Annotated in this window: 13 protein-coding genes; 7 read left to right on the top strand and 6 right to left on the bottom strand. The window is 52.9% G+C overall.

Features of this window, described 5'->3' with window-relative positions; genetic code table 11:
* Positions 1-80: 80 nt before the first annotated feature.
* Complete coding sequence (gene tldD / locus AC07U6_RS13525) at positions 81-1,526, top strand: metalloprotease TldD (RefSeq protein WP_494761349.1); 1,446 nt, start codon at positions 81-83, stop codon at positions 1,524-1,526.
* 85 nt (positions 1,527-1,611) lie between these two features.
* Here tldD and aaeR read toward each other — a convergent pair whose 3' ends face one another.
* Positions 1,612-2,529, bottom strand: coding sequence for an HTH-type transcriptional activator AaeR (gene aaeR, locus AC07U6_RS13530; RefSeq protein WP_494761350.1), 918 nt, complete (start codon positions 2,527-2,529; stop codon positions 1,612-1,614).
* Positions 2,530-2,796: 267 nt separating this feature from the next.
* On the opposite strand from aaeR, the gene aaeX reads away from it, so the two are divergent.
* The 5 genes from aaeX to AC07U6_RS13555 all read left to right on the top strand — a co-directional run bounded on the left by aaeX (position 2,797) and on the right by AC07U6_RS13555 (position 7,820).
* A complete protein-coding gene (gene aaeX, locus AC07U6_RS13535) occupies positions 2,797-3,000 on the top strand; it encodes a p-hydroxybenzoic acid efflux pump operon protein AaeX (RefSeq protein ID WP_105592894.1) in 204 nt (67 codons plus the stop codon).
* 7 nt (positions 3,001-3,007) lie between these two features.
* Complete coding sequence (gene aaeA / locus AC07U6_RS13540) at positions 3,008-3,940, top strand: p-hydroxybenzoic acid efflux pump subunit AaeA (RefSeq protein WP_494761351.1); 933 nt, start codon at positions 3,008-3,010, stop codon at positions 3,938-3,940.
* Between the two features lie 13 nt (positions 3,941-3,953).
* Entirely contained in the window at positions 3,954-5,912 is a 1,959-nt protein-coding gene (gene aaeB / locus AC07U6_RS13545) for a p-hydroxybenzoic acid efflux pump subunit AaeB (RefSeq protein ID WP_494764418.1), read from the top strand.
* Between the two features lie 132 nt (positions 5,913-6,044).
* Positions 6,045-7,499: an NAD-dependent succinate-semialdehyde dehydrogenase gene (locus AC07U6_RS13550; RefSeq protein ID WP_494761352.1), complete on the top strand. Its 1,455-nt coding sequence runs from the start codon at positions 6,045-6,047 to the stop codon at positions 7,497-7,499.
* A gap of 51 nt (positions 7,500-7,550) precedes the next feature.
* Positions 7,551-7,820 (top strand): barstar family protein, encoded by a 270-nt coding sequence (locus AC07U6_RS13555; RefSeq protein WP_494761353.1) that lies wholly within the window; start codon positions 7,551-7,553, stop codon positions 7,818-7,820.
* An 81-nt stretch (positions 7,821-7,901) separates the two neighbouring features.
* Here AC07U6_RS13555 and yhcN (AC07U6_RS13560) read toward each other — a convergent pair whose 3' ends face one another.
* The 4 genes from yhcN (AC07U6_RS13560) to argR form a co-directional block, all read right to left on the bottom strand.
* Entirely contained in the window at positions 7,902-8,165 is a 264-nt protein-coding gene (gene yhcN / locus AC07U6_RS13560; RefSeq protein WP_105592899.1) for a peroxide/acid stress response protein YhcN, read from the bottom strand.
* A 97-nt stretch (positions 8,166-8,262) separates the two neighbouring features.
* Positions 8,263-8,532 carry a peroxide/acid stress response protein YhcN gene (gene yhcN / locus AC07U6_RS13565; protein WP_494761354.1) on the bottom strand — a complete coding sequence of 90 codons (270 nt, stop codon included), beginning with the start codon at positions 8,530-8,532 and terminating at the stop codon, positions 8,263-8,265.
* Between the two features lie 114 nt (positions 8,533-8,646).
* The gene (gene yhcN, locus AC07U6_RS13570) at positions 8,647-8,910 is read right to left on the bottom strand and encodes a peroxide/acid stress response protein YhcN (protein ID WP_494761355.1); all 264 of its coding nucleotides are present in this window, start codon (positions 8,908-8,910) and stop codon (positions 8,647-8,649) included.
* A 463-nt stretch (positions 8,911-9,373) separates the two neighbouring features.
* Entirely contained in the window at positions 9,374-9,844 is a 471-nt protein-coding gene (gene argR, locus AC07U6_RS13575; protein WP_494761356.1) for a transcriptional regulator ArgR, read from the bottom strand.
* Between the two features lie 449 nt (positions 9,845-10,293).
* On the opposite strand from argR, the gene mdh reads away from it, so the two are divergent.
* A complete protein-coding gene (mdh, locus tag AC07U6_RS13580) occupies positions 10,294-11,229 on the top strand; it encodes a malate dehydrogenase (protein WP_494761357.1) in 936 nt (311 codons plus the stop codon).
* Between the two features lie 49 nt (positions 11,230-11,278).
* Here the strand turns inward: mdh and degS are convergent, their stop codons facing one another.
* Positions 11,279-12,334: an outer membrane-stress sensor serine endopeptidase DegS gene (degS, locus tag AC07U6_RS13585; protein WP_494761358.1), complete on the bottom strand. Its 1,056-nt coding sequence runs from the start codon at positions 12,332-12,334 to the stop codon at positions 11,279-11,281.
* Positions 12,335-12,345: the final 11 nt, after the last annotated feature.

Genomic DNA, 12,345 nt, shown 5'->3' on the forward strand with positions numbered 1-12,345 from the left:
TTGCCTCACGCTGTAAACATAGCGAACCTAAATGAATATTGAGGGCCAGTCGCAGCTGGCTCCATACTGAGTGAGAATTCATGAGTCTGAATTTGGTGAGTGAGCAGCTACTGGCTGCCAATAACATTAGTCATAACGATCTGTTTGCCATTCTCGGCCAGCTGTCCGAACGCAAGCTGGATTATGCCGACCTCTACTTCCAGTCCAGTTACCATGAATCCTGGGTGCTGGAAGATCGCATCATTAAAGATGGTTCCTACAATATCGATCAGGGTGTGGGTGTGCGCGCGGTAAGCGGCGAGAAAACCGGTTTTGCCTATGCCGATCAGGTCACCTTGAATGCGCTGCACCAGAGCGCAACGGCGGCCAGAAGCATCGTGCGTGAACAGGGCAACGGCCAGTCGCACACTCTGGGTGCGGTGCTGCATCGCCCACTCTATCCGGCGCTCGATCCGCTGCAAAGCCTGACCCGCGAAGAAAAAATTGCCCTGCTGCATCGCGTTGATAGCGCCGCCCGTGCTGCCGACAAGCGCGTGCAGGAAGTTTCTGCCAGCCTGACCGGCGTCTACGAACTGGTACTGGTGGCGGCTACTGACGGTACACTTGCGGCGGATGTCCGTCCGCTGGTTCGTTTGTCCGTCAGCGTACAGGTTGAGGATAACGGCAAACGTGAGCGTGGTTCCAGCGGCGGCGGCGGTCGTCACGGCTATGAGTTTTTCCTGGCCAACGAAGACGGTGAAGTTCGTGCCGATGCCTGGGCGCGTGAAGCGGTCCGTATGGCGCTGGTAAATCTGAATGCCGTGGCAGCTCCCGCAGGTTCTGTACCGGTGGTACTGGGTGCCGGCTGGCCGGGTGTGCTGCTTCATGAAGCCGTTGGTCACGGTCTGGAAGGCGACTTCAACCGCCGTGGCACCTCGGTATTCAGCGGTCAAATGGGTGAACTGGTCGCGTCTGAGCTCTGTACCGTAGTGGATGACGGTACTATTGAAGGGCTGCGTGGTTCACTGACCATTGATGATGAAGGTGTTTCGGGCCAGTACAACGTACTGATTGAAAACGGTATTCTGAAAGGCTATATGCAGGACAAACTCAACGCGCGCCTGATGGGCGTTAAGCCAACCGGCAACGGACGCCGTGAGTCCTATGCGCACCTGCCGATGCCGCGGATGACCAACACCTATATGCTGGCGGGTAAATCTACCCCGGCAGACATTATCACCAGCGTTGAGTATGGCCTGTATGCGCCGAACTTTGGCGGCGGTCAGGTTGATATCACCTCCGGTAAGTTTGTGTTCTCCACTTCGGAAGCCTATCTGATTGAGAACGGCAAAGTGACTAAGCCGGTGAAGGGTGCAACCCTGATCGGTTCGGGCATTGAGGCGATGCAGCAGATCTCTATGGTCGGTAACGATCTGGCGCTGGATAAAGGCGTTGGCGTCTGCGGTAAAGAAGGGCAGAGCCTGCCGGTCGGCGTTGGCCAGCCAACGCTGAAACTGGATAAAATCACGGTAGGCGGCACGGCGTAACCCGCCGCCGGGCTGACGTCACACAGCATCGGTTTTATATCGGGCGATCGCACAGTCGGTTGCCCTATTTTTTTATATCTTCACGCTAGAGCTTGCGGAATTCCCGGTAGATCTCATCCACCTTATCGAAATAACTGATAAGGTAGTTAATACACACCTGAACTTTCAGCGGCAGCTTGTCTTTTTGTGTATAAAGCGCATAGACCGGGCGCGGCATCGAATGATAGTGGGTAAACAGGATCTCTACCTCACCGGCGTTAATCTCTTCTATCACCCACATCAACGGCACATAGGCGATACCAGTCCCGGCTTTCAGCCAGCGGATTAACGTTTGGGCATCATTGGTGGCAAAACGCCCCTGCGGCGATAATCGAACTGACTTGCCTTCCGGCGAAGTCAGTTCAAAGTCGTTGTCTGTCCGCACGCTGTATTCAAGCCAGGAAAAGTTACTGATATCAGTGGGATTTTGTGGCGTACCGTGCTGTGCCAGATAGCTTTTTGCCGCACAGACTACCATCGGCATCGATCCCAGACGTTTGGAAAACAGCCCTGAATCCTGAAGAGCGCCCACGCGCAGGACCAGATCCAGGCCATCTGCAATCAGGTCGGGGGCGGGAATCCCGGTGACCAGGTTAATGATCAGCCCGGGATACTCCTTCAGCATCTCTACGGTCATCGGGGCCAGCAGGTTTTGCGACATGGTCGAAGAACTGCCGATGCGCAGGGTACCGATTGGCGTATTATTAAATGCCCACAGCTGTTCATGAACCTGTTGAACCTCAGAAAGCATTCTCCGGCATCCCTGAAAATAGATCTTTCCTGCCTCGGTCAACCCGATACTGCGCGTGCTGCGATTCAGTAATTTAACCTGTAGCTCATCTTCCAGCCGGGTGACGATCTGGCTGACCGCAGAAACGCTGAGCTGTAGCTGCTGTGCTGCGGCAGTGAACGACCTCAGCTCCACCACTTTGGCGAAGACGGACATGCCTTTCAGTCTTTCCATTATTAACCCTGGCTTAAAAGTGATTTAGATCACATTTGGTAGATAACTTATAGTCAAGCACGTTACTATAGCAGTGCCGGACTACCGTTCTGAAGTCCTACTCCCTATTTTAAAACTCACTTTATAAGCTACCATTTTGTGAGTACCGGTTGTGATCCGGGCCCGACTTCGTGGCCATCATCAGCCTGAACTTTAAACTGCCCTGAAACAGGTGGGAGATCGTTATTGCGTCTTCGTATTCCGGCACTGTTTTTACAAGGATAAGAGATGAGTGTGCTTCCTGTTATTGTGGTTTTCGGGCTTTCTTTTCCGCCCATTTTTTTTGAAATTGTCGTGTCACTGATGCTGTTCTGGCTGGTTCGCCGCCTGCTTATGCCGACCGGACTCTATGATAGGGTCTGGCACCCAGCGCTGTTTAACACCGCGCTGTACTGCTGTCTGTTCTACCTTGTATCCCGCTTGTTCGTCTGAGGTCATCGTGAAAGCACTAATAAGAAAAATTTCCCGTTTCGCCATCACCCTGATTTTGGTGGCGATCGCGGTGGTTCTGATTTTCCGCGTGTGGGTGTTTTACACCGAATCCCCCTGGACCCGCGATGCTAAGTTCACCGCCGATGTGGTCGCGATTGCACCCGATGTGAGCGGCCTGATCACCGATGTGCGTGTGCGTGATAACCAGCTGGTTGAGAAAGGCCAGGTGTTGTTCGTTATTGACCAGCCACGTTATCAAAAAGCGCTGGAAGAGGCGGATGCCGATGTTGCCTACTACCAGGCAATTCTGGATGAAAAACGTCGCGAAGCGTCGCGCCGCAACCGGTTAGGCGTCTCCGCCATGTCGCGTGAGGCTATCGATCAGGCCAATAATGACTACCAAACCACGGAGCATCAGCTGGCGAAGTCAATCGCCACGCGCGATCTGGCGAAGCTGGATCTGGAACGCACCGTGGTGAAGGCACCGTCGGCCGGATGGATCACCAACCTGAATGTCTATGTCGGTGAGTTTATTACCCGGGGTTCCACGTCAGTGGCGTTGGTCAAGCGGGATTCGTTCTATGTGCTGGCCTTTATGGAAGAGACTAAGCTGGATGGTATCCGTCCTGGATATCGTGTTGAGATAACGCCGCTCGGCAGCAACCAGGTCATTCTTGGCTCCGTTGATAGCGTGGCCGCCGGGGTGACGAACAGCAGCAGTACCGTTGACAGCAAAGGCATGGCGACCGTCGATTCAAATCTGGAGTGGGTTCGTCTGGCACAACGTGTGCCGGTGCGTATTCGCCTGGACAAGCAGCCGGGTAACCTGTTCCCGTCAGGTACCACGGCGACCGTTGTGGTTACCGGTGCGCAGGATCGCCAGGAAAAAGACATCTCCCCGCTGATGAAACTGATGCATCGCCTGCGCGAGTTTGGCTAAGGTGGAGTAAATGATGCAGTGGTATCGTCTGCGATTTCCCATCAAGCTGACTTTTGCCATCATTCTGGCGCTGTTTGTCGGCTTTGAATTCAATCTTGAAACTCCGCGCTGGTCGGTGATGACCGCCGCTATTGTTGCCGGCGGCACGGCCTTTGCCGCCGGGGGCGATCCCTTCTCCGGTGCACTGCGCTACCGCGGAATGCTGCGTATTGTCGGGACCTTTCTCGGCTGTATAGCAGCATTGACCATCATGATCGCCACCATCCGCGCGCCGCTTCTGATGCTGCTGCTGTGCTGTCTGTGGGCCGGCGTGTGCGTGTGGCTGTCATCGTTAATCAAGCTTGAGAACTCCTACGCCTTAGGCCTGGCCGGTTATACCGCGCTGATTATCGTGGTGAGCGTTGATTCCAGTGGTTCGCTGTTGCTGGCCCCGCAGTTTGCCGTAGAGCGCTGTAGCGAAATCATTATTGGTATTGTTTGCGCTATTCTCGCCGATATGCTGTTTTCGCCGCGATCCATCAAGCAGGATATCGACCGTGAGGCCGATGCACTTCTGCTGGAACAGTATCGGTTGATGCAGCTTTGCGTCGCCCATGCCGACAAGGATGAAGTGGATAAAACCTGGGCTGGACTGGTTCGTCGTACCACGGCTCTGAAAGGAATGCGTTCGCTGTTGATGATGGAGTCGGGCGGATGGCCGAAGGTGGAGCGCCGAATGGCGGTGCTGAACACGCTTTCGCTGACGTTGATTACCCAGGCCTGCGAAACGTTCCTGATCCAGAACTCCCGCCCGGAATATGTGCCGCCACAGTTTCTACTGCTGTTTGAAAAGCCGGTTGAAAGTACGGCAGATATCCATAAGCGGATGAAAATCATGCGCCGGATTATCACCGTCAGCGGCAGCAAAAATACTCCGGCAACCATTCGCAGCTGGGTCGCTGCGGCCAGCCGCTATTTGCTGCTGCTGAAAGGAATTCACACCAACAGCAGCATCAGCCGTATCGAAGAAGAGGTGCTGAATGCCGAACCGGTGGTCAGAATGCGGTCGGCAGAAACTCGCCATGCGTTAATTAACGGTCTTCGTACTTTCGTTGCCACGGCCGTGGGCTCATTATTCTGGCTGTGGACCGGCTGGACCTCTGGCAGCGGGGCGATGATTATGCTGGCGGTCATTACCGCTCTTGCTATGCGTATGCCAAACCCGTTAATGATGGCCAAGGATTTTCTTTACGGGATGATTTTTGCCGTTCCGCTCGGAGCGCTCTACTACATGGTTATCATGCCCGCTACGCAGCAAAGTATGCTGTTGCTGTGTATTGCCCTTGGCGTGATGGCATTTGTGGCCGGTATCTTTATTCAGCGGCGTCAAATCGGTACGCTGGGCGCGCTGGTCGGCACAATTAACATTTTGACGTTGGATAACCCTATGACCTTCCACGTCAGTACTTTCCTTGACGGTGCGCTGGGGCAGGCTATTGGTTGTTTTGTGGCGCTGTTAGTGATTCTGCTTATTCGCGACAGCTCCAAGGCGCGTATAGGCCGCACGCTGCTGAATCGCTTTATGTATGCGGCGGTATCAGCGATGACGACCAATACGGCGAGGCGGCGGGAAAACCATCTACCCGCGCTGTATCAGCAGCTGTTTATGTTGCTGAATATCTTCCCTGGCGATATTGATAAATTCCGCCTGGCGTTGACGCTGATTATTGGCCATCAAAGGCTGCGCGATGCGGATATTCCGATTAATGACGATCTGTCGGCCTTCCATAAACAGCTGCGCCACACCGCTGACCGTGTTATTTCGGCGAGTACTGATGCGAAACGGCGTCACTATTTCACCCGTCTGCTGTCCGAATTTGATATTTACCAGCAAAAGCTGGCGCTGTATGAGGCACCGATCGGCGTGACCGAACCGGTTGCCCGGCTTGCTCAGATGCTGAAAAAATACCAAAACACCCTGATTCAGATTTGATCCTTCCGCCGGTAGCGCAGGCTACCGGCACCGACCCCGCATTTTCCTCCTGCCGATATCACTCCGTCACAAAACAGCATGGGTTTGCCATCTATACTTATTGAGATAATGGCAATCAAAACAGGAGGAATCATGACGATCTCATCATTTAAGGATAATGAACTGTTCCAGACCGGATACCTGGCGGCAGGAGAGTGGCTGCGAACGGAGTCCACGTTCCCGGTATTCAATCCTGCCACCGGCGAAACCATCGCTGAAGTTGCTAAAGCCGGTAAAGCAGAAACCGAACGGGCGATTGCAGCCGCGGCGGCCGCCTTCCCCACCTGGCGAGCGAAAACGGCAAGTCAGCGCTCGGAAATTCTTTATCGCTGGTATAAGCTGATACTGGAAAATAAAACCTGGCTGGCGCAGCTGATGACCGCCGAGCAGGGCAAACCACTCAAGGAAGCTGAAGGTGAGGTGCTGTATGCCGCCAGCTTTATTCAGTGGTTTGCCGAACAGGCCAAGCGCGCCAATGGTGAAATTATTCCACCTGCCCGGCCCGGAACGCGCATTCTGGCCACCCGTGAACCGATCGGCGTGGTGGCGGCCATTACCCCCTGGAATTTCCCGATGGCGATGCTGACCCGCAAGCTGGGTCCGGCGCTGGCCGCAGGCTGCACGGGGATTATCAAGCCGGCCAACAATACTCCGTTATCAGCATTCGCACTGTTAGCGCTGGCAAAAAAAGCCGGTGTACCGGACGGTGTACTTAATGCGGTAGCTGGCGATACCGCCGCCATCAGCGACGTGATTATGGCCAGTAAAGAGGTGAGAAAAATCTCCTTCACCGGTTCCACGCAGGTCGGCAAGCTGCTGATGCGCAACGCGGCGGAAACAATGAAAAAAGTGTCGATGGAGCTGGGGGGTAATGCCCCGTATATCGTTTTTGACGACGCGGATATTGATGCTGCGGTGAAGGGGGCGATTGCCAATAAGTTCCGCAACGCCGGCCAGGTTTGCGTCAGCGTCAACCGCTTCTATATCCAAAACAGTGTTTACGATCGCTTCGTGGAACGGCTGGCCGAGGAAGTGAAAAAGCTGAAGGTTGGCAACGGGGCTGAAGAAGGTGTCGTTGTCGGGCCATTGATTGAAGCTTCCGCATTGAAAAAGGTGGAAGAGCACGTTAACGATGCGGTGGCAAACGGGGGGCGCATCGTGGTCGGTGGTGCCCGGCACGCGCTGGGCGGAAACTTCTGGCAGCCTACGGTGATTGCCGATGCCAGTGAAAAGATGAAACTGGCAAAAGAAGAAACCTTTGGCCCGGTCGCCGCCTGTTTCCGCTTCAATGAAGAGGAAGAGGTGGTTCGTCGTGCCAACGATACCGAGTTTGGTCTGGCTGCATACTTTTACACGCAGGATCTGCAGCGGGTATTTCGCGTATCGGCGGCGCTGGAAAGCGGCATGGTAGGCATTAATGAATGTGCAGTATCGACCGAACTGGCTCCCTTTGGCGGTGTAAAAGAATCAGGCCTGGGGCGTGAAGGGTCGGTGCTTGGCCTGGAGGAGTTCCTTGAGGTAAAAGCCCTGCATATCGGCGGACTGTAATCCGACGGGCGACGAGCGTCGTCCGGCAGTTTTTTCAGCGGAGCAGCCTTAATGAGAAAAGAGATTTTTGACTTTAATGTGATTGTCGATCGGGCGCATTTTTATCGTCAGTTCAGCGAGCGCTTCGCTCTTGAGCCACACGGTATTACCGATCTCGACAGTTTATGGGATGTGCTGATCGCGGCGAAGGTGCCGTTGCCGCTGGAAATTGAGTTTATTCATCTGGGAAGTGGACAGAAGCGCCGCTATGGTGCGCTGATCCTGCTATTTGACGAAGCTGAAGAGGAGCTGGAGGGCCAGCTCCTCTTCAATGTCAGATAAGTTTTTATCAAAAAGGGCCCCGGCGAACGGGGCCAAAGGGTTCGTCATAGGCGGCTATCAATGGATAGCCTCGACGAGGAATTACTTGTAAATCTCAGCGGTCACGTGCCAGTTGTCCTGATTGCGGGCTTCTACCACGCGATAGGCGCTGGCACCCTGCATATCTGCTTTCTGTGACAGCTGCTGGCGAATATCCGAAGGTACTCCGGCCACACCGCTTAACGTAATTGTCCCCGCAGATTGCAAGTTCTCTGCCTGTTGGCTATTGACCAGTTCGGCGGCAGAAGCGCCGAAACCAATCATTGACAGAAGGCTCAATGCAGCGATGGTTGTTTTGATTTTCATAGATTATCTCCCATTTGTAATCAACAACCTACGGGCTACAGCATAATGACCAGGTCGTCGATATCACCACCGGATGCCACGCATCCGGCACGATCAATTATTTGTACAGTTCAGCCGTAGCGTGATAGTTGCCATCGTTATGCGCTTCAATCACGCGATAAGAGGTTGCACCCTGCTGGTCAGCTTTATCTGACAACTGCTGGCGGATATCGCTTGGCGCCGCATCAATGCCGCTGACGCTGATGGTACCGACAGACTGCAGATTCTGTTGAGCAACCTGAGCGTTAGTCACCAGCTGTGCAGCACTGGCACCGAATGAAAGAACAGAAGCAAGACCTAACGCAGCGATAGTAAATGTAGTTTTCATGATATTGACTCCAGATAATGTTTTTTCGGTAACCGAAAGGACTAAAAAGCATTTATTATTCTTGGGGTTACCGTACTGATCGTATTGATGCTGAATGATTTTTTTAAATCGGCTTTATTTATAGATCTCAGCGGTAGCATGCCAGTTACCGTTCTGATAGCTCTCGATAACGCGGTAGGCACTGGCACCTTTCTCCGTCGCTTTGCTATCCAGCGCCTGGCGGATATCCATTGGCGAACCGGTGATGCCGCTTACGCTGACCACACCAATTGACTGGAGATTCTGCGCCTGAGTGGCATTAACAGATTCGGCGGCAAATGTGCTGAATGACAGAGTAGAGAGTACGCTTAGAGCGGCAATAGTAGTTTTAACGTTCATGATTTTATTCCTCGTCAACTGTTTTTATCTTTTTAGTTACTGTGATTCTCATCACGGAAACAAGTATAGATCTGATAACGGGAAATATTAATAGCAGGCTAATAATATTTTTCTGGAAATTATTGCAACTGTGTGCGGTTTTAATAACTAGTAGTTATAAAAGATGCTTATATTTTGCTCTGGCTTTGTTAAATTCACGTAAAAACATCAACCTGGATGAATTTAACTATTTGTGCGGTTATTTGCGGTCGATCACACAGGTGAAATAAATAGCACTCTGCCAGGCAGGCTGTTTTCTCGCGAAAATCCAGTGATATCTACTGATGAAGGGGAGAAGAGGGAGAAGCTGGCTCGAAGAGTGAAGTAAGAGCTGCCTTACGACAGCTCAAGAATGGCCCATGTAACAGGTGTTAGCATGAGGTTAAGCGGTTGGGTACCACAGAACTGCTTATAACTCTTTCCTTTAAAGCTCCTGCTCAAACAGGACCAGGATCGCATCATGCAGCTGTTTAACGGTGAAGGTGCGGGCAGGGGTAATAAAGATGGTATCGTCCCCGGCAATAGTCCCAAGGATACCTTCGGCTTTCCCCAGCGAGTCGAGCAGGCGGGCAATCAACTGAGCGGCTCCCGGGCTGGTATGGATCACCACCAAAGCATCATTGAAGTCTACATCCAACACCAGGTTTTTCAGCGGGCTGGTGGTGGTAGGAACGCCTAGCTCGGCCGGCAGGCAGTAGACCATCTCCATTTTCGCGTTGCGTGTTCGTACCGCGCCAAACTTTGTCAGCATCCGCGAGACTTTTGACTGATTGATGTTCTCGAAGCCTTCTTCCTGCAGCGCATTGACGATTTCGCCCTGCGAGCTGAATTTTTCTTCTTTCAGTAAGGCTTTAAACGCCTTAATCAGTTCTTCTTGCTTTGATGGGTTACGCATAGGTTACCGATAAAAAGGAGGTTAATAGGGGAACCCCAAGCGGGATAGTACATTATTATGCAATTAAATGAATTTTTATGCAAACTAAAATTATGGTGCGAGGTGATAGCCTGGCAGGGGGCTGAAGTTTAACAAACTTGGTACTGAAAAGAAATCTAACCCTCCGGTACTACTTTGTACAATAAGTGAACAATTTGTTATAAAATTGATGTTGTTCGGATAAGTGCTATAGGTGTAAGGTACGCCGGATCACGATGTCTGCATGTTGCAACGACTGGCGACCAGCGATAACAGGATGTAATGCGGGCATATCTTCAGCATTTGCTGCTTTTTAGTGCTTAAGCACGCAAAACAGTAAACCCGCTATCGTCATTATCCCGCAGGTCGTCTAAGGTCGTAAGCAGACGGATTTCCCGGCATAACATGCTCAAAATAATAAGGAGTTTAGGATGAAAGTTGCAGTTCTCGGTGCAGCGGGTGGTATCGGTCAGGCTCTGGCCCTCCTTCTGAAAACCCAGCTTCCGGCTGGTTCAGAACTCTCTCTCTATGATATCGCCCCCGTAACCCCGGGCGTTGCGGTAGACCTTAGCCATATCCCTACAGCAATCAAAATTGAAGGCTTCAGCGGTGAAGATGCGACCCCGGCTTTGCAGGGCGCTGATGTGGTTCTGATTTCCGCTGGCGTAGCGCGTAAACCGGGTATGGATCGTTCCGACCTGTTTAACGTCAATGCCGGCATTGTACGCAACCTGATTGAACAGGTTGCGGCTACCGCGCCGAAAGCGTTGATTGGCATCATTACTAACCCGGTTAATACCACGGTGGCCATTGCAGCAGAAGTGCTGAAAAAGGCCGGTGTGTATGACAAAAACAAACTGTTCGGCGTGACCACGCTGGATATTATCCGTGCCAACACCTTTGTGGCTGAGCTGAAGGGCAAGCAGCCGCAGGAGCTCAACGTTCCGGTCGTGGGCGGTCACTCTGGCGTTACCATCCTGCCTCTGCTGTCGCAGATTGAAGGCGTCAGCTTTACCGAGCAGGAAGCGGCGGATCTGACCAAACGCATTCAGAATGCCGGTACTGAGGTTGTTGAAGCGAAGGCGGGTGGCGGGTCAGCTACGCTCTCAATGGGTCAGGCTGCGGCACGCTTCGGGCTTTCTCTGGTTCGCGCGTTGAAAGGGGAAAGCGATGTTGTCGAATGCGCCTATGTTGAAGGCAGCGGCGAATACGCCCGTTTCTTCTCACAGCCGCTGCTGTTGGGGAAAAACGGTATCGTTGAACGTCGTCCGATTGGCAAACTGAGCGCGTTTGAACAGCAGTCGCTTGATCACATGCTGGACACGCTGAAAAAAGATATCGCTCTTGGCGAAGATTTTATTAAGTAAGTCCGCATTTTGCCCCGTCGTCCGACGGGGCAATGCAGCCAGTTTTCCGCTACTGGCTTTTGTTCTCTTCCGGGTATGCCTGCACCGTGACCGGTAGCGTCATCTTCTTATTGTTACGCAGGATCTCAACTTCAATCACCGTTCCAGGACGGATCTCCGCGACCTGGTCCATGGTTTCCATGGCGGAAACGGCGGGAACATTATTCACCCGCGTAATAACATCGTGGATCTGTAAGCCGGCTATCTGCGCCGGGCCGGTAGGGTTCATACCGGTTATGACAATGCCCTGTGGATGCTCCAGCGTGGTATTCTGGCCGGTAAAGCGTGGGATTTCTTCCCCGGTGATACCGATATACCCACGGATCACTCGCCCGTCACGGATCAGCTTGTCCATAACCTTGGTCGCCAGCCGTGTCGGAATAGCAAAGCCCAGCCCTTCCGGCGTTTCGCCATCGCTGCTCTTATCGAATGAAAGCGTGTTGATCCCCATCAGTTCACCCAGCGAGTTAATTAGCGCGCCGCCGGAGTTACCGCGGTTAATCGAGGCGTCCGTTTGCAGGAAGTCCTGATGGCGCGATAGGCTCAGCCCCACGCGGCCGGTTGCACTAATAATGCCCTGAGTGACCGTCTGGCCAATGTTATACGGGTTGCCAATCGCCATCACCAGATCGCCGATATGTGCGACGCGTTTTGGATTGATGGGAATAACCGGCAGATTAGATGCGGTAATTTTCAGTACGGCAAGGTCGGTCAGCGAATCTGAACCCACCAGCATTGCCTCAAAGTAACGGCCATCCTGCAGGCGCACGATAATCTGATTCGCATCGTTGATGACGTGCTTGTTTGTCATAATATAGCCGCGAGGGTCCATGATGACTCCGGAACCCAGGACATTAGAAGAATTGCTGGTGCTGCGATTATAAACGTAAACCACCGCCGGTGCTGCGCGCCGCACGGCGTCGTTGTAGCTGACCGGTTTCTGGTCGGCATTGTCGCCAGACTGGGACAGCAGATCGCCACCGAACTTAAGGCTCGGAACGGCTACCAGGAGAATACCCGCCACGATCAGGCCGAATATCACGGAACGTAAAAGTTTAAGAAACATAGTTTTAAGCG

This window comes from Erwinia sp. GW821-FHT03D09 (assembly GCF_059420805.1).

Bases quoted from the DNA above. Each gene is read 5' to 3' on its own strand.
- AC07U6_RS13550 (WP_494761352.1), top strand. From the start codon at position 6,045: ATGACGATCTCATCATTTAAGGATAATGAACTGTTCCAGACCGGATAC.
- mdh (WP_494761357.1), top strand. From the start codon at position 10,294: ATGAAAGTTGCAGTTCTCGGTGCAGCGGGTGGTATCGGTCAGGCTCTG.
- aaeB (WP_494764418.1), top strand. From the start codon at position 3,954: ATGCAGTGGTATCGTCTGCGATTTCCCATCAAGCTGACTTTTGCCATC.
- yhcN (WP_105592899.1), bottom strand. From the start codon at position 8,165: ATGAAAATCAAAACAACCATCGCTGCATTGAGCCTTCTGTCAATGATT.
- yhcN (WP_494761354.1), bottom strand. From the start codon at position 8,532: ATGAAAACTACATTTACTATCGCTGCGTTAGGTCTTGCTTCTGTTCTT.
- tldD (WP_494761349.1), top strand. From the start codon at position 81: ATGAGTCTGAATTTGGTGAGTGAGCAGCTACTGGCTGCCAATAACATT.
- aaeR (WP_494761350.1), bottom strand. From the start codon at position 2,529: ATGGAAAGACTGAAAGGCATGTCCGTCTTCGCCAAAGTGGTGGAGCTG.
- yhcN (WP_494761355.1), bottom strand. From the start codon at position 8,910: ATGAACGTTAAAACTACTATTGCCGCTCTAAGCGTACTCTCTACTCTG.
- degS (WP_494761358.1), bottom strand. From the start codon at position 12,334: ATGTTTCTTAAACTTTTACGTTCCGTGATATTCGGCCTGATCGTGGCG.
- aaeX (WP_105592894.1), top strand. From the start codon at position 2,797: ATGAGTGTGCTTCCTGTTATTGTGGTTTTCGGGCTTTCTTTTCCGCCC.
- AC07U6_RS13555 (WP_494761353.1), top strand. From the start codon at position 7,551: ATGAGAAAAGAGATTTTTGACTTTAATGTGATTGTCGATCGGGCGCAT.
- argR (WP_494761356.1), bottom strand. From the start codon at position 9,844: ATGCGTAACCCATCAAAGCAAGAAGAACTGATTAAGGCGTTTAAAGCC.